Source organism: Aquirufa sp. ROCK-SH2, from assembly GCF_054558315.1.
Genome location: NZ_JBPXKB010000001.1, coordinates 222,849 through 244,466 on the forward strand (window position 1 = coordinate 222,849; position 21,618 = coordinate 244,466).

The 21,618-nt window shown below is 33.9% G+C and carries 22 protein-coding genes; 12 read left to right on the plus strand and 10 right to left on the minus strand.

The features are described from left to right. Window positions 1-28 precede the first annotated feature (28 nt). Window positions 29-1,432: a tetratricopeptide repeat protein gene (locus tag V7S79_RS00925; RefSeq protein ID WP_459488574.1), complete on the minus strand. Its 1,404-nt coding sequence runs from the start codon at window positions 1,430-1,432 to the stop codon at window positions 29-31. Between the two features lie 106 nt (window positions 1,433-1,538). Between V7S79_RS00925 and V7S79_RS00930 the strand changes: the two genes are divergently transcribed. The 6 genes from V7S79_RS00930 to V7S79_RS00955 all read left to right on the plus strand — a co-directional run bounded on the left by V7S79_RS00930 (window position 1,539) and on the right by V7S79_RS00955 (window position 7,703). Further along, entirely contained in the window at window positions 1,539-2,480 is a 942-nt protein-coding gene (locus V7S79_RS00930) for a Ppx/GppA phosphatase family protein (RefSeq protein ID WP_459488575.1), read from the plus strand. Window positions 2,481-2,554: 74 nt separating this feature from the next. Beyond that, window positions 2,555-3,301 (plus strand): MotA/TolQ/ExbB proton channel family protein, encoded by a 747-nt coding sequence (locus tag V7S79_RS00935; RefSeq protein WP_459488577.1) that lies wholly within the window; start codon window positions 2,555-2,557, stop codon window positions 3,299-3,301. A 17-nt stretch (window positions 3,302-3,318) separates the two neighbouring features. Further along, complete coding sequence (locus tag V7S79_RS00940) at window positions 3,319-3,720, plus strand: ExbD/TolR family protein (RefSeq protein WP_459488579.1); 402 nt, start codon at window positions 3,319-3,321, stop codon at window positions 3,718-3,720. 3 nt (window positions 3,721-3,723) lie between these two features. Beyond that, entirely contained in the window at window positions 3,724-4,236 is a 513-nt protein-coding gene (locus tag V7S79_RS00945; protein WP_459488581.1) for a DUF421 domain-containing protein, read from the plus strand. 63 nt (window positions 4,237-4,299) lie between these two features. Then, entirely contained in the window at window positions 4,300-6,762 is a 2,463-nt protein-coding gene (gene thrA, locus V7S79_RS00950; RefSeq protein WP_459488582.1) for a bifunctional aspartate kinase/homoserine dehydrogenase I, read from the plus strand. A 5-nt stretch (window positions 6,763-6,767) separates the two neighbouring features. Continuing rightward, a complete protein-coding gene (locus V7S79_RS00955; RefSeq protein WP_459488584.1) occupies window positions 6,768-7,703 on the plus strand; it encodes a homoserine kinase in 936 nt (311 codons plus the stop codon). Here V7S79_RS00955 and V7S79_RS00960 read toward each other — a convergent pair. Further along, window positions 7,700-8,575 carry a tyrosine-type recombinase/integrase gene (locus V7S79_RS00960; protein ID WP_459488586.1) on the minus strand — a complete coding sequence of 292 codons (876 nt, stop codon included), beginning with the start codon at window positions 8,573-8,575 and terminating at the stop codon, window positions 7,700-7,702. The genes V7S79_RS00955 and V7S79_RS00960 overlap by 4 nt on opposite strands. 38 nt (window positions 8,576-8,613) lie before the next feature. After that, window positions 8,614-8,808 (minus strand): 30S ribosomal protein S21, encoded by a 195-nt coding sequence (gene rpsU / locus V7S79_RS00965; protein WP_109323208.1) that lies wholly within the window; start codon window positions 8,806-8,808, stop codon window positions 8,614-8,616. A 141-nt stretch (window positions 8,809-8,949) separates the two neighbouring features. Here rpsU and metG point away from each other — a divergent pair, with 141 nt between their 5' ends. Continuing rightward, window positions 8,950-10,980, plus strand: coding sequence for a methionine--tRNA ligase (gene metG / locus V7S79_RS00970; RefSeq protein ID WP_459488588.1), 2,031 nt, complete (start codon window positions 8,950-8,952; stop codon window positions 10,978-10,980). 217 nt (window positions 10,981-11,197) lie between these two features. Here metG and V7S79_RS00975 read toward each other — a convergent pair whose 3' ends face one another. Together V7S79_RS00975 and pth are read right to left on the minus strand one after the other, a co-directional pair. Continuing rightward, entirely contained in the window at window positions 11,198-11,668 is a 471-nt protein-coding gene (locus V7S79_RS00975) for a hypothetical protein (protein ID WP_459488590.1), read from the minus strand. A gap of 249 nt (window positions 11,669-11,917) precedes the next feature. Then, complete coding sequence (gene pth, locus V7S79_RS00980; protein WP_459488592.1) at window positions 11,918-12,478, minus strand: aminoacyl-tRNA hydrolase; 561 nt, start codon at window positions 12,476-12,478, stop codon at window positions 11,918-11,920. 81 nt (window positions 12,479-12,559) lie between these two features. On the opposite strand from pth, the gene V7S79_RS00985 reads away from it, so the two are divergent. Beyond that, window positions 12,560-13,306 carry an SDR family NAD(P)-dependent oxidoreductase gene (locus V7S79_RS00985; protein WP_459488593.1) on the plus strand — a complete coding sequence of 249 codons (747 nt, stop codon included), beginning with the start codon at window positions 12,560-12,562 and terminating at the stop codon, window positions 13,304-13,306. Here the strand turns inward: V7S79_RS00985 and rlmB are convergent, their stop codons facing one another. After that, on the minus strand, window positions 13,307-14,092 hold the full coding sequence (rlmB, locus tag V7S79_RS00990; RefSeq protein WP_459489261.1) for a 23S rRNA (guanosine(2251)-2'-O)-methyltransferase RlmB: 786 nt from the start codon (window positions 14,090-14,092) through the stop codon (window positions 13,307-13,309). It abuts the gene before it with no gap. A gap of 157 nt (window positions 14,093-14,249) precedes the next feature. Here rlmB and V7S79_RS00995 point away from each other — a divergent pair, with 157 nt between their 5' ends. Then, the gene (locus tag V7S79_RS00995; RefSeq protein WP_459488595.1) at window positions 14,250-15,020 is read left to right on the plus strand and encodes a class I SAM-dependent methyltransferase; all 771 of its coding nucleotides are present in this window, start codon (window positions 14,250-14,252) and stop codon (window positions 15,018-15,020) included. Between the two features lie 5 nt (window positions 15,021-15,025). Beyond that, window positions 15,026-15,664 (plus strand): O-methyltransferase, encoded by a 639-nt coding sequence (locus V7S79_RS01000; protein WP_459488596.1) that lies wholly within the window; start codon window positions 15,026-15,028, stop codon window positions 15,662-15,664. Here the strand turns inward: V7S79_RS01000 and V7S79_RS01005 are convergent. Further along, the gene (locus V7S79_RS01005; RefSeq protein WP_459488598.1) at window positions 15,657-17,312 is read right to left on the minus strand and encodes a LysM peptidoglycan-binding domain-containing protein; all 1,656 of its coding nucleotides are present in this window, start codon (window positions 17,310-17,312) and stop codon (window positions 15,657-15,659) included. The genes V7S79_RS01000 and V7S79_RS01005 overlap by 8 nt on opposite strands. Window positions 17,313-17,468: 156 nt before the next feature. Between V7S79_RS01005 and V7S79_RS01010 the strand changes: the two genes are divergently transcribed. Together V7S79_RS01010 and V7S79_RS01015 are read left to right on the plus strand one after the other, a co-directional pair. After that, the gene (locus V7S79_RS01010) at window positions 17,469-18,044 is read left to right on the plus strand and encodes a DUF3109 family protein (protein ID WP_459488600.1); all 576 of its coding nucleotides are present in this window, start codon (window positions 17,469-17,471) and stop codon (window positions 18,042-18,044) included. Between the two features lie 11 nt (window positions 18,045-18,055). After that, on the plus strand, window positions 18,056-18,373 hold the full coding sequence (locus tag V7S79_RS01015) for an MGMT family protein (protein ID WP_459488602.1): 318 nt from the start codon (window positions 18,056-18,058) through the stop codon (window positions 18,371-18,373). Here V7S79_RS01015 and mtgA read toward each other — a convergent pair. From mtgA to V7S79_RS01030, 3 genes are read right to left on the minus strand one after another with little or no spacing between them, the layout of a single operon-like run. Then, entirely contained in the window at window positions 18,366-19,163 is a 798-nt protein-coding gene (gene mtgA, locus V7S79_RS01020) for a monofunctional biosynthetic peptidoglycan transglycosylase (protein WP_459488603.1), read from the minus strand. The two genes, V7S79_RS01015 and mtgA, sit on opposite strands and share 8 nt — an antisense overlap. A 59-nt stretch (window positions 19,164-19,222) precedes the next feature. Further along, window positions 19,223-20,335, minus strand: a complete 1,113-nt coding sequence (hemW, locus tag V7S79_RS01025) for a radical SAM family heme chaperone HemW (protein WP_459488605.1) — start codon at window positions 20,333-20,335, stop codon at window positions 19,223-19,225. A gap of 11 nt (window positions 20,336-20,346) precedes the next feature. Then, window positions 20,347-21,576, minus strand: a complete 1,230-nt coding sequence (locus V7S79_RS01030; protein ID WP_459488607.1) for a M16 family metallopeptidase — start codon at window positions 21,574-21,576, stop codon at window positions 20,347-20,349. Window positions 21,577-21,618: the final 42 nt, after the last annotated feature.

Here is a 21,618-nt window from a genome sequence, read left to right on the forward strand (position 1 = left end):
GTTAGGATATTATTTGAAAGGTTGAAAATTACTTTTTGTATTGCTGAATTAATTTGAAAATTGCTTTCTGTGTTTCAATATTTGGGAAATATTCAAATATAATTTCATGCTTTTCATAGTCAAGTAACAAACCAGACTCCAAAAAATGAAAAGCTTCTTTGAATTGCCCTGCTTTTATTAAATAAATAGCCGAGCGATAGTAAAATTCAGCCTCTTCGGGTAATTCGTCGATGGCAGAAAGCATGATGTCCGCAGATTTTTCAAAATCGTTTAAATCATAATGCAATTGAGCCCATTTAATCCATGTTAGTGCAAAAAAAGAATCCAAGTCGATCGACTTTTGATACGCTTCATCAGCGGATATGGTATTTCCTAAATAACCTTCTATATCGCCTAATCCTGTCCAATATAAAGGATTTAGTGCATTTAACTTTAAAGCTTTTTTGATGAAATGCAAGGCTTCGAACCAATTGTTTAATTCCGTCAAACAAAATGCAATTCCATAAAATCCTTCATCCCAAAGAGGATCTATCTTCACAGATTCTTTATAGTAGCCTAATGCTTCTTTTAATTTTTTTTGACGCTCTAAACTCAATGCCAAGCTACAATACAATTCTGGATTTGGGTCGTCGTATTTTAAACATTCCCGAAATGCCTCTTCTGCACTAACATATTCTTTAGTATTCAAGTATGTATTGCCCAAATTATACAAGGAAGATGCAAAGCTGGGTTCAATCGCCAATGAATATTGATAGGCATCTATTGCCTTTTCGTAGAGTTTTAATTTGGAATAGGCAATGCCTAAATTATACCAAGCTGTATAAGAAAATGGATCTTTATCAATGAATGATTGATAATAGGGGATACTCTCTTCTATTTTTCCTACCTCATCCAATGCATTCGCTAGTTCTATGAGTGCATTTTCATTTTCATAATTGATTTCCAAGGCTTTTTTGAACATATCAATGGCCTCACGCGGTTTAGACCAAGCTAAATAAGCGAGACCTAATCGGAAATAAACCTCATCTTTTTCATCTGTTTGGTCAATACATGAAAGTAATAATTGTATTGCTGGTTCAAATTCATTGATTTGAGTCAATAAAGCTCCTTTAACCAATAATAACTCAATATTTGACGGAAATAATAAAATGCTATTTTCAATTAATTCAATCCCTTCTTCGGGTTTTTGAAGTTCTCCCAAAATTTGAGATTTTAAAATAATTAACTCTAGGGTATAAGGAAAATGATTTAAACCTAGGTCGCAGGCTTTTAAAGCTTGATCGAAATTAGCCAAATTGAAATAGTGATCCGCAATTTTTTCCAACGTCTCAATGTCAAAGAAAGAATCTTCTTCTTGATTGATCATTTTTTCAAAACGCAATAAAGTGGACGAAATGTCTTCTCTATCTTCGTTGTATTCTGGATCAAGCATAAAAAATAGTTTGATGTTGTTTGATGAACATATCCTCTAATTTAGAGAATTTAATTTAAGACTTAAACCATATTTTGGTTTAATTTTGTTCAAATTTTACAAAAGCATGTCCAAGTTTTCAGCAGTTATTGATTTAGGTACCAATACTTTCCAATTATTAATCGGATTTTTTGATGAAAAAGGCTTGGTAATCGTTGAAAATGTGCAAAAACCGGTTCAATTGGGAAAGGGAGCAATGAAAGATCAGATTATCCAAAAAGATGCCTTGGAAAGAGCTCGAATGGTACTTCATGAATTTAATCAAATCATTCATCCATATTCAGTCTCAGAAGTGAATGCCATTGGCACAAGTATTATCCGTCAGGCTTCTAATGCGCATGAATTGGTTGATATGATTCAAACTGAATTTGATTTTAAAGTAAGTGTCATTTCAGGAGAAAAAGAAGCTAGCTATATTTTTGAAGGAATTGTTCATTCTTTACCAAATGATTGGGATAAAAAGAGTCTAGCGATGGACATTGGGGGAGGGAGTGTTGAATTTATTTTATTTGAAGACAGAAAAGTTTATTGGAAACATAGTTTTGAGTTGGGCGGATTGAAATTACAGTCGCTTTTTCATCGAGATTCGGAATTTGATATAAGTATAAAAGATGACCTACAAAATTATGTTAGGAATGCTTTAAACCCTCTTTTTGAAATAGCTAACAAAATGAAACCACAAGCTTTAATTGGCGCTGCGGGAGCATTTGAAACAATTTGGGATTTAGAGAAAGCCTCGAAAGGTATGATAGAATCTAAAATATTGCCATTCCAATCTTTAGATGTTGAAATATTTTATCAAAACCTACGTTTCATAGAGGAGTCTTCCTATTTGGAAAGAAAAAAAATGGCCGGAATGAAACAATTTAGAGCGAGCATCTTTCCGTATGCCAATACATTGATTGATATAGTTTTGAAAGAGCTCCAAATGAAAGAATTATATTTATCTAATTATAGTTTAAAAGAAGGCTTTTTGTGTTCAGCAATTTTATCCAGCATAGATTCATAGAAATTGTGAAAAAAAAATCGTAAACTTGTAAATCATTCTAAAAATTAATTAATTTTTCAAATAGTCAATAATTTATGGCATTTTCGCTAGCTTCAATATTACTTCAAGCAGGCACTCAAGCCCTTGATTCAACTGCCGCAGTAGCAGATTCAGTTATCAATTCAGAACCAGTTCAACAAGTCGCTAAAGTGGCAGAAGACTTTTCTGTTTTAGACCTTTTAGGAAAAGGTGGATATGTCATGTATCCGATCGGTCTCCTATTTGCAGGGGCTGTATTTTTGTTCATAGAACGCTATTTGTACATTCGTAAAACAGCCAAATTGGATGAGAACTTTTTGCATACCATCAACGATATGTTGGTAAGCGGAAATGTTCAAAGTGCCATTACTTACTGTAAAACCTCACCATATCCAATTGCTAAATTGTTGGAAAAAGGCTTGTCTCGCCTAGGATCGCCAATTCGTGATATTGAAACGGCGATTGAAAACAAAGCGAAAGTGGAGATTTATAACATGGAGAAAAATCTAGGAATATTAAGTGCTATTGCTCGTATTGCACCGATGTTTGGATTCTTGGGTACAGTAACTGGTATGATTCGTACTTTCCATAATATTTCAACATCCAACAAAATCGATATTGCTACTATAGCGGGGGGTATTTATGAGAAAATGGTTACTTCTGCATCTGGTTTAATTGTAGGTATTATTGCTTATGTACTTTATACATTGTTAACAACTATGATTGACAGAACCATCAATAAAATGGAAATTACAGCCATTGACTTTTTAGATATTCTTCACAAGCCTGCCAATAAGGCCTAATTTTTAGATTAATTCGTATGAATTTTAGAAAAAGAAATAGAGAAGCATCTGAAGTTGAAACTGGGGCATTGGCGGATATCTTGTTTTTCCTATTAATGTTCTTTTTAATGATTTCAACTTTAGCCTCTCCTGATGCTATTAAGTTGTTATTGCCAGAAACCAATAAGCCTCAGAGTACTCCAGCGAATGAAGTAATTCGTTTGACAGTAGATGAAAATAAAAATTATTTCATCGATGATCGTCAAATCGATTTTGCAAATTTGGAAGAGGAGTTGACGAAAGATGTACAGGCGAAGAAAGCTGTTACTTTGATCGTAAGAATGGACAGAAATCAAACTGTTCAAGATTTGACAAATGTGTATGATTTAGCTGCAAAATTAAACCTAGCAATGGTTATGGCAGCTGAAAAGAAAAAATAAGTTATGGAAGGCTACTTAATAATAGCCCTTAAATCAATAGCCGTTTACGTATTCATCGTAGCGGCTATTCGTGTTTTTGGGAAAAAAGAATTTGCTCAATTATCGGTTATCGATGTTGTTTTCATCTTATTAATTTCGAATTCTGTTCAAAATGCCATGGTTGGGTCGGACTCTTCTTTGGAAGGTGGTCTGGTAGCAGCTTTTGCTTTATTCGTGATGAATTTTTTGCTGAAAAAGGTTACTCAATATAATTCAACCCTCAAAACTTTTGTGGAAGGGGAGCCAATTCTATTGATTTATGATGGAAAACTGAATGAAGAGGGATTGAAAAAAGCTCAAATTAGTTTAGAGGAATTAGAAGCGGCCATTAGAGAGCATGGCGTGGATAATATAAGTCATGTAAACCTTTCCATTTTGGAAACCGATGGAAATATTTCCGTTTTATCAGATAATTATAAAAAAACCACTCGAAGGAGGCATAAAGGGCACCGTATTATAGGTAAAAATAACGGTTAAGTCGTATCTTTGTGAATTGCTCACCTGTTTGTAAAGGTGGGAATCATTTTCTCTTCTATATTAATGGAAAAAATATTAAAGTTCGGAGGAACGAGCTGCGGAAGTGTTGAAAGCATTCAATCTGTATTAACCATCATTGAATCCAATTGGAATTCTAAAACCAAATTTGCTGTGGTATTTTCCGCGATGAGCGGAGTAACGAATGCTTTGTTAGAAGCAGGAAAATTGGCTTCCACAGGTAAAAAACCCGCTGAAGATCTTATTGCGAATATTGAAAATCGCCATTTTGAGCTAATTAAGCATTTTATTCCTGTTACTGGACAATCTCAGGTTATCGCTTCCATTCGAACACTTGTTAATGAATTAAGAGACGTCCTGAAGGGAATTACTTTGTTGAAAGAAATTTCTCCTAAATCATCTGATTTATTGGTTAGTTTTGGCGAGCGTTTATCTACCTCTTTAATTACAGCAATTTTATCCCAAAAAGGTTTGCCTGTCATCTATGTTGATGCAAGACAAATCATTCAAACCAATGATGCATTCGGGAAATCTGAAGTTAATTTTTCAGTAAGTAATCCATTGATTCAAGATTTTTTTACTAAAAACGAGCATAAAATTGGATTAGTAACTGGTTTCATAGGAGCCAATGCTTCTGGAGAAACGACTACCTTAGGTCGTGGAGGTTCTGATTATACAGCTTCCATTTTAGGAGCAGCATTGTCTGTAAAAGAAATTGAAATCTGGACAGATGTTGATGGTATGATGACTGCCGATCCAAGAAAGGTCTCTAATGCCTTTACCATACCTACAATTAGTTATGCTGAAGCAATGGAATTGACCCATTTTGGAGCAAAAGTAATATACCCTCCATCTTTGCAGCCAGCTTTTGCAAAAAATATACCCATTCGAGTTTTAAATACGTTTAATCCTTCATTTAAAGGGACAATTATTAGTCGAGTGGCTAAAAAAACACCTTATATTATTACTGGAATTTCATCGATAGATCATTTGGCTCTTGTTAATTTACAAGGCTCAGGTATGATTGGAGTGGCGGGTGTTTCTGCCAAATTATTTACCGTTCTTTCTCGAGAAAAAATTTCAGTTATTCTTATTTCTCAGGCTTCTTCTGAACATTCCATTTGTTTTGCTATTGAGCCTCAAATGGCCCAAACCGTAAAGGATTTGTTAGAAAAAGAATTTGCGCAAGAAATTGAAATTGGAGATATTGAAGGGATTGATATACAATCGAATTTATCTGTTATAGCAGTAGTGGGAGAAGGAATGCGCCAACATACTGGTGTAAGTGGAAAGTTGTTTTCTGTGTTAGGTAAAAATGGGATTAACATTGTCGCTACAGCGCAAGGTTCTTCTGAGTTAAATATATCGGTTGTGATTGATCAAAAAGATCTTTCCAAAGCCCTAAATGTCATTCATGAGACATTTTTCTTTTCACAAATAAAAACCATTCATTTGTTTTTAGTTGGAGCAGGTCTCATAGGTAAAACCCTTCTAGAACAATTAAAAGGTCAAGAAAAATATTTAGAAAAATACAAAGGCTTGCGAGTTAAATTAGTTGGAATTGCGAATAGCAAAAAACAATTAATAGATAGCAATGGAATAGATATTTCAACTGCGATTCTTGAATTGAATGAAAAAGGGATTCAGAATAAAATTGAAGATTTTGTCAGCGAAATCAAGAAATTGAATCTTCCAAATTCAGTTTTTGCAGATTGTACAGCTGATAAACATATTTATCAGCATTATTTGGGTTTATTTCAGACCAACGTTTCCGTGGTAACTCCTAATAAAGTAGCTAATTCAGGACCTTATCAATTGTATGCTGAATTACATCAAACGGCTCTTGCTAAAGGAGTGAAGTTTTTGTACGAGACGAATGTAGGAGCAGGTTTGCCGGTCATAAATACATTACAAGGATTAATTGCTTCAGGTGATCGATTTACTAAAATTGAAGGAGTATTATCAGGAACTTTGTCGTTCATATTTAATCAATTTAAGCCAGGGAAATCCTTTGCCGAAGTAGTTAAACAAGCGAAAGAAAAAGGATATACTGAGCCAGATCCAAGAGAAGATTTGAGTGGGATGGATGTTGCAAGGAAAATATTGATTTTGAGTAGAGAAATAGGTTTAAAATTAGAGTTTTCAGATATTACGATTGAAAAAATAATACCACAAAATTGCGAAGAGGCAACATCGGTTGATGCGTTTTTTGATGAATTAGAAAAATCGAATGTATTCTTTGAAAATATGGTTAATGAAGCCTATCAGCAAGGAAAAGTACTTCGTTATATTGCTACTTTAGAAAATCAAAAAATCACCATTGGCTTGCGGGCAATTGATGAAAAACATCCTTTTTATCAAATGGACGGTGCCGATAATGTAATTGCCTTTACAACAAAACGCTATCATGATCGACCTTTGGTGATAAAAGGGCCAGGTGCAGGAGCAGAAGTAACAGCCTCTGGTGTATTTGCCGATATCGTTTCATTGGGTAGTAATTTAGCTTAAATATCATGGAAAAGATTCGTGTTTATGCCCCTGCAACAGTAGCCAATGTGGCATGTGGCTTTGATATTTTTGGTTTTGCAGTTAATCACCCAGGCGATGAAATTGTATTGGAAAAAAGAACAGAACCAGGTATTGTTATCAAAGAAATAACTGGCGATGATGGTCGTTTGCCTTTAGAGGTCTCTAAAAATACAGCAGGAATTGCCATTCAAAAGTTTTTAGAGTTTATCGGAAAGCCTGAGCAAGGCTTTTCAATTTCTTTGCATAAAGATATGCCTTTGGGTTCAGGACTCGGTTCTTCAGCTGCATCTGCTGTAGCAGGTGTTTTTGCTGCAAATGAATTGATGGGAAGACCTTTGACTCAAAGTGAATTATTGCCTTTTGCGATGGAAGGTGAACGTGTAGCATGTGGTTCTGCTCATGCAGATAACGTTGGACCTAGTTTATTGGGAGGATTTGTTATTATTCGTAGCTATCAGCCTTTGGATATTGTTCAAATTAAAACTCCAGATGACCTGTTCGCAAGTATCGTACATCCTCAAATTGAAGTCAATACGAAAGATGCTAGAGGAATTTTAGATAAAGAAATTTCATTGAGTACTACAATTACACAAATGGGTAATGTAGCGGGCTTGGTTGCAGGACTATTATTGCCAGATTATGATTTAATTGGTCGTTCCTTGGTTGATGTGATTATTGAACCTTCGCGTTCCATTCTGATTCCTCAATTTGCTGAAGTAAAAGCAGCTGCTATTGCCGCAGGTGCATTGGGATGTTCAATCTCAGGTTCTGGTCCTTCTCTTTTTGCTTTATCTAAAAGTAAAGCAACTGCCGAGAAAGTCGCTCAAGCTATGGAGAATGAATTTAGTAAAGTGGGAATTGGGTCGGAACAATATGTGTCCAATATTAATCAAAAAGGCCCTGTAATTCTGCCAAATTAGGCTTTTGGGTGCGCTTGAAGATATATTTCCTTCATTTTTTCCATCGAATTGTGAGTATATACTTGCGTTGCAGCCAAGTTCGCATGGCCTAATAATTCTTTGATGGCATTTAAGTCGGCTCCTTGGTTCAACAAGTGCGTAGCGTAAGTGTGTCGTAAAACGTGCGGAGAAAGCTTCTCCAAGGTACTAACTTCCGATAACTTACTTTTAATCAATCGTTGTACAAACATTGGATATAAGGGCCCACCTTTGTCTGTAAGTAATAAGTTGCTATGCTCAAATGGACAAAATTCTAAGTATTTAGTTATCATTTCAGCCAAAAAGTGGGGAATAGGAATGATTCTTTCTTTGTTTCTTTTACCTAATACTCGAATTGTTTTTTGATGAAAATTGATGGAGTTTCGTTGCAAGGAAATTAATTCAGCTAATCTAATGCCTGTTCCATACAATAATAAATAGATGAGATAATCTCTATAATCTTCAAAGCTAGTTAATGGAACATCGATATTTAAAGGTTCAATTTCACTTTCACGCAGAAATTGGGGTAATTTTTTTTGAGTTTTCACCATCTTGATGGAACTCATAGGGTTGTCTGTTATCTTACCCGTTCTTAATAAATATTTATAGAATGTTCTAAGTGTAGCAATTTTTCGATTGATACTTCTATTTTCAATCTGCTTGTTAGAGAGTTCCACTATCCATGATCGGATGGTTCTGTGCTCGATTTCTGTCAGTGTTTGGCCTTCAGATATTGATTCAATGAATTGCGTAAATTGTTCTAAATCAGTTGTATAGGAGGTAATTGTGTGCTTGCTTAAGCGTCTTTCTACGAGCAAGTGTTGTAAAAAAAAATTGACTATTTCACGATTCATGATCGAAAATAGTCAATTATTTATGAAAATACGAGAAACTAGTTGTTGATGTTTCCGTAAGTCTTTTGCTTGTAAGATGCACGAATTAATTCAGTACGACGAGCGATTGATGGTTTTTCAAAAGCTGATCTTCTACGTAATTCTTTTACAACACCAGTTTTCTCAAATTTCTTTTTGAAACGCTTTAAAGCTTTATCTATCGACTCGTTTTCTTTGATTGAAATAATTAACATGTACGTATTGATTTTTAAATTGTTCGCAAATGTACAAATAGAAATTTGAAAATGCAATAATCGTTAAGATATATGTTCATATATTTTTCATAAATCAGTCCGATTTTTTTACCTATTTTTGTGATTCATTTATTTTACCTTATGTCCGAATTTTCCAGAACAACCGTTACAGCAGCATTAATATACGCCAATGGACCCATTCATATTGGGCATTTAGCGGGATGCTATTTGCCTGCAGATATTTATGTTCGATTTTTACGTCTAAAGAAAAAAGATGTCATTTTTGTTTCTGGGACAGATGAACATGGTGTGCCAATTACCATTAAAGCTCAAAAAGAGGGTAAAACACCTCAAGAAGTCGTTGATCATTATTATCAAGTCATTAAATCGTCATTTGCTGATTTTGGTATATCATTTGATATTTATGGGAGAACATCAGATCCTGTACATCACCAAATGTCTCAAGACTTTTTCTTGAAATTATATGAATCTGGTAAATTTATCGAAGAAACTACGCAACAATTTTATGATGAAGAAGCTGGACAATTTTTAGCTGATCGTTACATTGTTGGCGATTGTCCTTCATGTAAACAGCCAGGAGCCTATGGTGATCAATGCGAAAAGTGTGGAACAACCTTGTCTCCCAATGAATTATTAAATCCCAAATCTACGCTAAGTGGATCTTCTCCCGTTTTAAAACCTACTAAAAATTGGTTTTTACCATTGGATCAATGGCAACCAGCTTTAGAAAGTTATATTGCCAAGCATCCTGAATGGAAGTCTAATGTAACAGGTCAGGTTAAATCTTGGTTGCAAGAAGGCTTAAGACCCAGAGCAATGACCCGCGATTTGAATTGGGGAGTGCCTATTCCTTTGCCTGATACGGATGGTAAAGTGTTATATGTATGGTTCGATGCGCCAATTGGTTATATATCGATGACAAGTCAATTAAAGCCTGATTGGGAGAAGTATTGGAAAGCCGATGACTCTAGGATAGTTCATTTTATTGGAAAGGATAATATCGTCTTTCATACATTGATATTTCCTGCTATGTGCATGGCGCATGGTGAATTTCAATTAGCGGATCAAGTGCCAGCCAATGAATTTATGAATTTGGAGGGTGATAAAATTTCAACTTCGCGAAATTGGGCTGTATGGTTACATGAATATTTGCAAGAATTTCCTGGAAAACAGGATGTTTTACGTTATGCTTTAACAGCTTCAAGTCCAGAAAGTAAGGATGCAGATTTTACATGGACAGATTTCCAAACAAAAAATAATTCAGAGCTAGTGGCCATTTTGGGCAATTTTGTTAATCGTGCTTTTGTCTTAATTGATAAAAATTTCGAATCAAAGGTTCCTGCAAAAGGAGAGTTGACTGCATTTGAAAAGGATTTGATGGAGGCTGTGAATGAAATACCAACTAAACTCGAATTTGCTTTAGAAAACTATAAATTCAGAGATGCTTTGGTGTTAACGATGGAGGTTGCTCGCTTGGGTAATAAATATTTAGCTGAGACGGAACCATGGAAATTGATGAAAGTTGATTCTCAAAAAGCAGGTTCTGTATTGAATTTTGCGGTTCAACTAGTGGCGCATGTAAGCATCGCTTTGGAACCATTTTTGCCATTCACTTCAATGAAGTTAAGAAATGCCTTAGGTTTAACCGATTGTGATTGGTCTATGATAGGTAATTTTAATTGTATATCGGAAGGGCAAGCCTTGGCGAATCCAGGACTTTTGTTTGAGAAAATAGAAGATGAAACGGTTCAAGCGCAAATTGATAAATTAAAAAAGACAAAGGAAAATATGGAAATCGCGAATAAATCGGTTCCTGAGATAAAAGAGATCATCACTTACGATGATTTTGCAAAATTGGATTTAAGATTGGGTACGATTGTCGCAGCTGAAAAGATGGAAAAAAGCAAAAAGCTTTTAAAATTGACAGTGAATGATGGTTTTAAGTCAAGAACTATATTAAGTGGAATAGCTGAATCCTTTGATCCTGAAACGGTAGTGGGTAAGCAGGTAACATTTTTAGCGAATTTGGCGCCTAGAAAAATGATGGGGTTGGAAAGTGAAGGAATGATTTTAATGGCAGAGGGGCAAGATGGTAAATTGGACTTTTTGATGCCAGGGGCCAAAATGTGGGATGGAGCAAGTATAAATTGATAAGTAGGTAGAAAAAAATAAGGCTAGAAGAAACTTCTTGCCTTATTGCTAACCTCTAAACCTATTTAACTATGAAAATTTATACAAATATACTATATTTTTAGAAATAATATAAGTTTAATGCAAAAAAAATAAAAAAAAAGGTGTTGTTATAAACGACACCTTTTTTGATTACCTCTAAACCTATTTAACTATGAAAACTACTAACAATCTAATTTTAAAACACAATTACTAAATCTTCTTTAGTTTCAGAAAGTGGATTTAACTCATTTTCTAAAACGGGAGCTTGTTCCAAAGATCCCCAAATCGCATTGATCGCCTTTGCAGACTTGTTTATTTCTTTTATCCAATTCAACGACTTTTCGTCCGAAATATTTTGAGCTTGGCTAGAAATTGATTGAATTGTTTGATTAAAAATTGCTTTTTCCTCTTTACTTGCTACTAAATAATTCATCTGTTTGTTTTGGTAATCCTCTAAGATAGAGATTGTTAAACTTGCTGCAGATGATTGAGTTTTTGAATTATTCTTATTTATTAAAGTCTGAACTTTTTCAGAAAGAGTTTCTTTTGTTAATGACATGTTAAATGTCGAACCTTCTACATTAGAAGAATTACCGCTTGCTTTTACCGCTGTTGTGATTAAGCTTAGTCCAACTAAGCAGCTAATCGTTAAAATTTTGCTTTTCATAAGATTTGTTATATTTAATATCTAAATCAACGATACAAAATTATTGTATTTTTTTTATATCGCCAAACTTTGTTTTGAACAATTTTTGACACTAAATATTTATAAATTCTATAAAAGGTGTTATTTTAAGAATAAAATTAATGTATTTTTTAAAAATTCAAAATAATATTTGGTTAGTTTCTTTATTAGTTTTGAATAATTCTAATTTTAAAATTTAGGAAAAATTATAAAATTCTTTAAAAAATACAATTATTGGTTGTATTTGTTCATTGTTTTTTGGAGTCCTTCTAGGCAAAAATTTTCGATTATTGAATTAGTTCTATCCAAAATGCTAGGAATCACTTCAAATTCTTTCTCTGAAAAGTTGCCGAGTACATAATCTACTTGTCTGCCTTTGGAAAATTCACTACCAACTCCGATACGTAATCTGGCATATTCTTGAGTATTTAACGAGGCCTCAATACTTTTTAATCCATTATGTCCACCCGCTGATCCTTTGGGTTTTAAACGCAAGGTTTCAAATGGTAAAGCGATGTCATCGCTTAGTATCAATAAATTTTCTTTTTCTATTTTTAATTGTTGACACCAATAATTAACGGCCTTTCCACTCAAATTCATAAATGTATTCGGTTTTAATAAATGAATTTGATTTCCTTTTAGTCGAAATTGAGCCATGGATCCATATCTTTCACTGCTGAATGTTAGGTCTTTTTGCTTGGATAAATAATCCAAAGCCATAAATCCTATATTGTGTCTCGTAAATAAATACTCAGGACCAATGTTTCCTAAGCCGACAATTAAATAGTTCATTTCAATGTTTTTTTTTACAAAAGTACATCCAAATTTTTTAGGACAGTTCTTTGGCCTTAACTTCGTCAAAATTTTATGTACATGAAAAAGATCGCTTTAATTACGGGTGCAAGTTCAGGAATAGGGGAGGCAACTGCCAAATCTTTATCTAAAGAAGGTTTTGGAATCATTCTTTGTGGAAGAAGGAAAGAGGCTTTGGAACAATTACAAAAAGAACTTCCAACCGAAAGTTATATTTTAACTTTTGATGTTCGGTCTAAATCCGATGTTTTTGATTCGATTAATCGTTTACCTGAAAATTGGAAAAACATTGATGTGCTCGTAAATAATGCAGGAAATGCGCATGGTTTAGGTGCCATTCAAGACGGTGATATTGCTGATTGGGAATCTATGATGGATGGGAATGTCAGTGGATTATTATATGTATCAAAGGCTGTTATGCCTGTGATGATTCAAAATAAATCAGGACATATCATTAATATTTCCTCCATAGCAGGAAAGCAAGTGTATCCCAATGGCAATGTTTATTGTGCATCGAAAGCTGCTGTAGAGGCATTGTCACAAGGTATGCGACAAGATTTAAATCCCTTTGGTATCAAAGTGTCGAATGTAGCTCCAGGTGCTGTAAATACTGGATTTTCGAATGTACGATTTAAAGGTAATCAAGAAAAAGCAGATGCTGTTTATCAGGGGTTTACCCCTTTATATCCAGAGGATATTGCTGATTTGATTCGGTATGTAGTGATGGCTCCTGCACATGTAAATATTGCAGATGTGACGATTTTACCCACAGCTCAAGCTTCGGCTACTCAAATAAATCGCCAATAATTACACAATTCTTTGACGAACTGCTTCATAAATAATTACTCCAGCAGCGACCGAAACATTTAGTGATCCAACCTGACCATTTTGAGGGATCGATGCCAATTCATCTACTTTTCGAAGTAATTCATCCGAAATGCCATCCTCTTCAGATCCCATAATGATAGCTAAAGGCTCTTTTAAGTCCATTTGATAAATGGAATTTTTAGTCTTTTCTGTACAAGCTAAGACCTTCAGACCAGAATTCTGTAAAAATTCAACCGAGCTAATTAAATTGTCCTCTTTACAGACAGGTAGGAAATTCAATGCTCCTGAAGATGTTTTCATTGCATCAGCATTGATTTGGGCTGCTCCTCTAGATGGAATTACAATTGCATGAGCCCCAGCACATTCTGCTGTTCTAGCAATTGCGCCAAAATTTCTTACATCTGTGATGCGATCCAAGACTAAAATTAAAGGAATTTGTCCTTTTTCAAATGTATCTGCAATGACATTATCCAATTTTGCATAGTGTATCGCTGAAACGAAAGCGATGGCTCCTTGGTGGTTTTTTCTAGTAATTCGATTTAATTTTTCTAAAGGGACTTTTTGTACTTGAACCCCTTTTTCCTTCGCTAAATCGAGAATTTCAACATTTCCTAATTCACGTTGTACCAATAATCGATCAATTTCTTTACCAGACCTTAGGGTTTCTAGGACAGATTGAATACCAAAAACAAATTCTTTATTATCTGTTTTGGGAGTTGTAAAATGTCTGAATGGCTTTTTGTATGAGTTTTGATCTTTATCTATTGACACGTCTTTCTATCTTGTTAATGGAATGCAAAGTTCGGTATTTTTTTTGGTATTTTTTTTATTCTTTCGCGGAAGCCTTTAATCAACGGAATGATGTCACATTCTATCCTCATTTTTTAGAATATTGATTACCTTTGTATTCAAATTGAAAAATATGTACAAAACTACTGAAATTGCTTCCTCTGAAATCGCTTCTGATAATCCTGTTCATCAGCGTTTATTGTTCCCCTACAACCATGTGAGTACATTGGTTAATGGTGATTTATTGGAAATTGGATGTGGGACTGGTCGAGGAGTGGCAGTGCTTTCAGACAAGATCAATAATTATACAGGTGTAGATAAAAATACAGAACTGTTGGAAAAGTTAAGTGGTGAATATCCTGCATTCAAATTCATTGATATGTTTTTGCCGCCCTTGAAAGATATTCCTTCCGATACCTATGATTTTGTCATAACTTTTCAAGTAATTGAACATATCGAAAATGACGATTTTTTTCTTCAAGAAGCGGCTCGAGTTTTGAAGCCTGGAGGTAAATTGTATTTAACGACTGTTAATAAGAAATTTTCTCTAACTCGTAATCCTTGGCACGTACGTGAATATGATGCTAAATCGTTGGAGAATTTAATGAAAAAACATTTTTCATCTGTAATAACCCAAGGAATTCATGGAAATGAAAAAGTGATGGCTTATTACGAGGAGAATAAAAAATCGGTTCGAAAAATTACCCGTTTCGATCTTTTTAATTTACAATATTTATTGCCTCGTACTTGGTTGCAAGTTCCCTATGATATAGCTAATCGAATGTCAAGAGTTATTGCTTCCAAATCCAACAACCAATTGGTTAATTCCATTCAAGTGGATGATTATTTTTTAAATGATCAACCAGATGCTTCTTTCGATTTTTTTTATACAGGAATTAAATAAGAAAAATGGATTTTATTAATGATGAAATAGAAGCTTATTCTTGCTTGTTTTCTGATCCAGAAAGTGATTTGTTGAAAAAGTTGAATCGTGAAACTCATGCGATGGTTTTACAACCTAGAATGCTTTCAGGGCATTTACAAGGTCGATTTTTGGCAATGATTTCTAAATTAATGCAACCCGAACTCATTCTTGAAATAGGTACTTATACGGGTTATTCAGCACTTTGTTTGGCGGAAGGCTTATCCAAAAATGGAAAAATAATTACCATTGATATTAATGAAGAATTGGAAAGCTTTACTCGTTCGTTTTTCAATGAATCACCTTTTAGTCATCAAATAGATTATCGTATTTCTGATGCCAAAGACGAAATTAAGCAAATAAATGGGCCTATTGACCTAGTTTTTATTGATGCTGATAAGCGTAATTATGCTTTGTATTTCGATTTAGTGATTCCTAAAATGCGTAAAGGGGGATTGATTTTGGTGGATAACGTATTGTGGAGTGGTAAAGTAGTTCAAGAAAATGCCAATGATAAATCCACGATGGCATTGCGAGCATTTAATCAAAAGTGTCTTGACGACACAAGAGTAGAAAAAGTACTCCTTCCACTAAGAGATGGATTGTTAATGCTTCGAGTTATTTAGTAGGAACTAAAGATAATTTTTGACCTACTGTAATGGCCTGATTCGCACCTAATGAATTCCATTTTCTCAAGTCATTCAAATCAATTTGATATGATTTTGCGATTCTAAATAGATTTTCACCAGGTTTAACTACGTGGTATTGAGGTGAAACCTTCTTTTTAGTTGTTGATTGAGTTTTTACTTCAAGTATTTCAACTGGCTTTTCTTTAGGTAATTCTTTGTTAATACTAGAATCTACTTTCTTAATAGGTAATTGTGAATCAACCCAAATTTTATTTTGATCCTTGTCAGACTTAATATTAATCTCTCTGCTGATAGCTGGTTCAATTAAAAGAGGTTCTTTTTCAATCTTCGTTGAAACCTTTCTCACTGAATAATCTTCTTTGATTTCAGGTGTAAGCTCTTTCTCAACTACTTCTATTTCTTCCTTTTTTGGTAATTTATCAGCCATTTTTTGGGCTTTTTCATCTAATTTTTGAGAAATTAATTCCAACATGGGAATTTTTCTGAAATATTTAATTGGTTGACCAATGCTCAATAATGAATTCATGTCTAAATTGTTCAATTTTAGCATGGATTCTAACGTCATCCCATATTTATAAGCTAATTCTGTTAGATTATCACCTTCTTTGATTTTGTGGATTTTGATTTCCACTTGATCGCTTAAAATTTCTTTGTATTTTTTCTTGGGATATAGGCCTTTTGATTTTTGAGAAGGCACATACAATTTTGTTGTATCTACGGAAGCTGTCAGTATCAACTCTTCTGTTTTTTCCTCTTTTATATCGAAATCAGGCTTCTTTGCAGAAGTTGAAATGAATTCAGTGACATTGGAAGGATGATAAATAGTATAAGATTTATCATTCGGTAAATAATCTTTTAAGATCCAGGGATTATGTTTTTTTAAATCATCGTAACTGATTTTTAATTCATCAGACAATTCATAAAGATTTTTTCCTTGAGTATTATTGTAGCAAACTAAGTTAACATCGTTTTTTTCAAAAGTGCTGTCGCTAAAACAACCAACTTGGTCTTCCCAAAAGTTTTTGTAAGCCAAAAAGCGTAAAATATACCAATCCGTTGTCGAATCTACTTCGATTTCAGTTTTACCATTCCAATTATTGAAATAAGGGGATTTCTTCAGTGTTCCTAATCCCACACGGTAGGAAAGAAGTGTGCTCATCCAATTGTTTAAAACACCATTGTTTCTAGAAAAGTAATTCACTGCGCCTTTAGTAGCCTCTAAAATATGCCTTCTTTCATCTATTTCTTGATTGACTTTTAATCCCACATCAATAGCTGTAGCATATTTAAATTGCCAATAACCGACTGCTTGCGAGCTAGAAATTGCATTTGGATTTAAACTACTTTCTTGAACACATAAATACTTGAAATCATCTGGAATATTTCCTTGTTTCAATATTGGCTCTATAACAGGGAAATATAAGCGCATTTTAGCGATCAATCCCGCAACATATTTGCGATTACCACTGATCATATTCCATTCTTTCTCTAAAATAGGCTTTGCAGATGGGTGAATGAATACCTTTACATTACCCACGGCAATGCTATCAGGTATTATCTGATAGGCTAAAGCAGAAAGATTTAGAGAAAGTAACAGTAAAAGAAACAAGTTCTTTTTTATCATAGAATATGAAATGTGATGAATGGTTGGAATTTTAATCTCCACTTACAAAAATACCAAATTTATTTAAAACAACGTTTTTAATCCTGTTAAATTGTTTAAATCTTTTGTTTCGAAGATAGAACTTATTTTTACCTTTGTCTTTCAAATTTTAAATACATGATTTTAATAGACGATACGGTAATTAGTGAGGATGTAGCAGATGAGTTTTTTGTTTGTGATTTGGCAAAATGCAAAGGTGCATGTTGTGTGGAAGGTGATTTAGGTGCACCTCTAGAGGAGGAGGAATTATCGATATTGGAAAACATTCAAGAGGAAATCAAGCCTTTTTTGTCTGAAATTGGTCTTCAAGAAATTGAAAAATCAGGTACTTGGGTTAAAGATGAAGATGGTGATTTTTCAACACCTATCATCAAAGGTCGTGAATGTGCTTATGCCATTTATGATGACAAGGGCTATTTGAAATGTGGAATTGAACAAGCGTATTTCGCTGGAAAAACTCAATTTAGAAAACCGATTTCTTGTCATTTGTATCCTATCAGAATTGCCAAATTAGCAGAATATCAAGCCATTAATTATGAGCGATGGACCATTTGTTCGGATGCTTGTTCTCATGGTAAAGAATTAGGGGTTCCCGTTTACAAATTTTTAAAAGATCCTTTGATTCGTAAGTTTGGTACTAAATGGTATGCTGAATTAGAAAAGGAAATCGAAGAGAGAAAAGAAGAAATTTAATTCCTAATTATTTGAATTCATTTGAGCCCATCTATGAGGTAGTGAAACTAATTCCATTTGGAAGAGTTAGTTCCTATGGCGCAATTGCTGCTTATTTAGGCATGAAAGGTGGCGCTAGAATGGTGGGCTGGGCAATGAATGCGAGTCATACTTTGCATGATGTACCCGCTCATCGAGTTGTCAATCGAAATGGATTAATGACGGGTAAGAACTTTTTCGGTGGAGATCGAATGAAGGAATTGTTAGAAAAAGAGGGTATCGTTGTAGAAAACGACCAAATTCAGCATTTTAATTCAGTTTTTTGGGATCCTTGTGTCGAGCTTATTTAAGCTGATCTAAGTAGGATTTACCTCCTAGCATTCGCATTTGTCTTTGTATATTACTTGTTCTTCTCAACACATAATTGGAAGGATTTTCTATTGAAAATCGAATCGGATTAGGTAATACTGCTGCAATACGAGCAGCCTCTGATTTACTAACTTCTAAAGAGGAATGGTTATAATACCTTCTGCAAGCCGCCTCAACGCCAAAGGTCATTTTACCTGTTTCTGCCACGTTTAAATAAACTTCGAGAATTCGTTCTTTACCCCAAATTAATTCAATCATAAAGGTAAAATATACCTCTAAGCCTTTTCTGATATAGCTTCTATCTTGCCATAAAAACACGTTTTTAGCTACTTGTTGTGAGATGGTACTTGCACCTTTAATTTTCTTTCCTCTTAAATTGTTCTTTAATGCACCTTGCAAAGCTTCAAAATCAAATCCATTATGTGTAGGAAAACGTTGATCTTCCGAGGCAATAACAGCTAATGCGCAATTTTTGTCTATTTCATGGTAAGGCGTCCATTCACTGTAGATTTTACTATTTTCTCCATTTTTCAATGCGTCTATTTTTCGAACAATCATGGTAGGAGTAAAATAGACCGGTACAAACTTCAAAAGTAAAATAGCTACCACAGATGCAATCCATAGGTAAAATACAATTTTTAAGAATTTTTTGAAGTAATATTTTAGCGTATGCTTTGGTTGGGGATCTAACTCATTAGAAATGACTTTCTCGAATTTAGACGCTGTTTTTTTGATGCGTTTGGTGTTCGTTAAATCAATTCTTTGAGCCATTTTTTGATTGAGGTTATTATTTAGAATGCAAAAATACAATTCTCTTTTTAATTCATAAACTAAACAAGGAAAATATCACTACTTAATCGATCAGCAATTAATTTACCTTTCAGATTCAAAATGAAATTTCCATCCTTAATCTCGCCGAATTCCATTTGTTGCCAATTTTGAATTAAATCCAATTGTTCTGTTAATCCTTTTTGCTCCAAAATGGCTAAATCAATTCCCCATTTTGTTCTTAATCGAGTCATGATGTACTCATTAAATCGGTCTGCTTCACTTAATTTTTCGATTTCCGCATTTAATTCATTGTTCTCAATAGCCTGTATATATTTGATGTTGTTGGATACATTCCACTGCCGACTTCCTCCATTAAAACTGTGGGCAGAAGGTCCAATTCCTAAATATTCTTCCTGCATCCAATAACTAGTATTGTGTTTCGAATAGGCTCCATTTTTGGTAAAGTTAGATATTTCATAAGCTTCAAAACCCTGATCAGTTAACATGGAATGTGTCAATTCAAAATGCTTGGCCATTTCAGAGTCAGTGATTTCTTGAAATATTTTTTTCTGTTTTTGGACTCCGAAAACTGTTTTGGGTTCAATGGTTAAACTGTAGGCTGAAATATGTTGTACACCAGAATTTGTAGCTAATTGAATATCATGCTTTAATTCATCCAAATTGCTTGATGGAATACCAAAAATCAAATCAATACTAATATTGCTCAAACCTAAATCTTGTGCATTTTTGATTGCTTCTAAAGCTTGATTGCCTGAATGATTTCGATGTAAAAAAGTTAAGTTTTTATCGTTAAAACTTTGAATTCCAATACTTAAACGATTAATTCCTTGATTTTTTAAAGTTGTTAGATAAGAAATACTTAAATCTTCTGGGTTAGCTTCTAAACTTATTTCCGCATTTTTGGCAATGTTAAAGTGTTTCGAAATTTTATTGAAAATTGAATCAAGTTCTTGAGCATTGAGAAGGGAAGGAGTGCCTCCTCCAAAATATATGGTGGATAATTCTTTATTTTGAAGATAATTCGCTTGTAAATCAATTTCATTTAATAGGGCCTTTATTAATTTTTCTTTCCCATTCAATTGCGTTGAAAAGTGGAAATCACAATAATGACAAGCTTGCTTGCAAAATGGAATATGTAAATAAAGGTGCAATGTATGTTTGTTTAGGGTTCAAAAATTAAACAACTTAATTGCTTGGGATCTAACATATTAATGGCTAAATCTTGTATTTTTTGAGCGTCAATGATATCTATTTGTTCAAATATTTCATCCAAGGTTTCAATTTTTTCACGATCCAATAAACTTTTGGCCATCATTAACATAAAATTCAGGTTGCCTTCCTCGGCCATGGCTAATTGACCTTTCAGTTGCGATTTGATTTTTAGTAATTGGTTGGGACTTAGAATTTTATTTTGAAGTTTTTCGAATTCACGATGGATTAATTTGATCGATTTTTTAACTTGATTGGGCTCCGTTCCAAAGTAAATGGCCCAAAATCCTGAGTCCATGTATGAGGTAAAACTTGCTTCAATGGAATAAACCAATCCGTGCTTTTCACGCACAGAAACGTTCAATAATGAATTCATACTCGGGCCTCCTAATAGATTAATCAGCATAAAAAAGGCCAAACGATCGGGGTGTTCAATGGCAAAGGATTGTCGTCCAATGGCGACATGTGATTGAGTAATACCTCTTTTGACAATTTTTTCATTCGGAATCATTGCAGCCGGCACTATTCTTTTTTGTATTTGCTTTTTAGCAGGAATACTACCTAGATGTTTTTCTGCCCATTTGAATATTTTCTCATGTGGAATTTTTCCAATGGAAGAAAAAACAATCCGATGGGTGTCTAAATGGTTCTCAATAAAATGATTTAAATCCTTGGATTGGAACTCATTGACGGTTTTGTTCGTGCCCAAAATATTTAATCCCAAAGGATGATTGGGAAATAATAATTCATCAAAATCATCTTGAATGGCCTCCTCAGGAGCATCATAATACATAGACATTTCCTCTAAAATGACGCTTCTTTCCTTTTCAAGCTCTTTGTTTGGAAAAGTTGAATGAAATGTAATGTCTGTCAATAACTCCAGAGCTCTTTCGTAATAGGGCGACAAAACAGAGGCATGAAAACAAATTTTTTCTTTGGTGGTGTAGGCATTTAATTCGCCACCAATTACTTCCAGACGATTAATTATGTCAATATTATTCTTTTTTTTGGTCCCTTTGAATGCCAAATGTTCCCAGAAATGAGCAATTCCTTGATTTTCAATCGTTTCATCTCTACTTCCAATATCCAACATAATTCCCATATGGGAAATTTCGGTATGAACCACTTGTCTGTGAACAATAGTGATTCCATTAGAAAGAGTTCTGCTTTGAATTGAATTCATGAAAGGGGTTTTAACTAAAAATGTCTCAAATTTAACTAAATT

What these genes read in the sequence shown, in the direction of transcription:
- mtgA (WP_459488603.1), bottom strand. Translation starts at nt 19,163, where the DNA reads ATGGCTCAAAGAATTGATTTAACGAACACCAAACGCATCAAAAAAACA.
- rpsU (WP_109323208.1), bottom strand. Translation starts at nt 8,808, where the DNA reads ATGTTAATTATTTCAATCAAAGAAAACGAGTCGATAGATAAAGCTTTA.
- V7S79_RS01030 (WP_459488607.1), bottom strand. Translation starts at nt 21,576, where the DNA reads ATGAATTCAATTCAAAGCAGAACTCTTTCTAATGGAATCACTATTGTT.
- metG (WP_459488588.1), top strand. Translation starts at nt 8,950, where the DNA reads ATGTCCGAATTTTCCAGAACAACCGTTACAGCAGCATTAATATACGCC.
- V7S79_RS00960 (WP_459488586.1), bottom strand. Translation starts at nt 8,575, where the DNA reads ATGAATCGTGAAATAGTCAATTTTTTTTTACAACACTTGCTCGTAGAA.
- V7S79_RS00945 (WP_459488581.1), top strand. Translation starts at nt 3,724, where the DNA reads ATGGAAGGCTACTTAATAATAGCCCTTAAATCAATAGCCGTTTACGTA.
- V7S79_RS00955 (WP_459488584.1), top strand. Translation starts at nt 6,768, where the DNA reads ATGGAAAAGATTCGTGTTTATGCCCCTGCAACAGTAGCCAATGTGGCA.
- V7S79_RS01000 (WP_459488596.1), top strand. Translation starts at nt 15,026, where the DNA reads ATGGATTTTATTAATGATGAAATAGAAGCTTATTCTTGCTTGTTTTCT.
- V7S79_RS00935 (WP_459488577.1), top strand. Translation starts at nt 2,555, where the DNA reads ATGGCATTTTCGCTAGCTTCAATATTACTTCAAGCAGGCACTCAAGCC.
- V7S79_RS00985 (WP_459488593.1), top strand. Translation starts at nt 12,560, where the DNA reads ATGAAAAAGATCGCTTTAATTACGGGTGCAAGTTCAGGAATAGGGGAG.
- V7S79_RS00975 (WP_459488590.1), bottom strand. Translation starts at nt 11,668, where the DNA reads ATGAAAAGCAAAATTTTAACGATTAGCTGCTTAGTTGGACTAAGCTTA.
- V7S79_RS00940 (WP_459488579.1), top strand. Translation starts at nt 3,319, where the DNA reads ATGAATTTTAGAAAAAGAAATAGAGAAGCATCTGAAGTTGAAACTGGG.
- V7S79_RS00925 (WP_459488574.1), bottom strand. Translation starts at nt 1,432, where the DNA reads ATGCTTGATCCAGAATACAACGAAGATAGAGAAGACATTTCGTCCACT.
- V7S79_RS01005 (WP_459488598.1), bottom strand. Translation starts at nt 17,312, where the DNA reads ATGATAAAAAAGAACTTGTTTCTTTTACTGTTACTTTCTCTAAATCTT.
- thrA (WP_459488582.1), top strand. Translation starts at nt 4,300, where the DNA reads ATGGAAAAAATATTAAAGTTCGGAGGAACGAGCTGCGGAAGTGTTGAA.
- V7S79_RS01010 (WP_459488600.1), top strand. Translation starts at nt 17,469, where the DNA reads ATGATTTTAATAGACGATACGGTAATTAGTGAGGATGTAGCAGATGAG.
- V7S79_RS00995 (WP_459488595.1), top strand. Translation starts at nt 14,250, where the DNA reads ATGTACAAAACTACTGAAATTGCTTCCTCTGAAATCGCTTCTGATAAT.
- V7S79_RS00930 (WP_459488575.1), top strand. Translation starts at nt 1,539, where the DNA reads ATGTCCAAGTTTTCAGCAGTTATTGATTTAGGTACCAATACTTTCCAA.
- pth (WP_459488592.1), bottom strand. Translation starts at nt 12,478, where the DNA reads ATGAACTATTTAATTGTCGGCTTAGGAAACATTGGTCCTGAGTATTTA.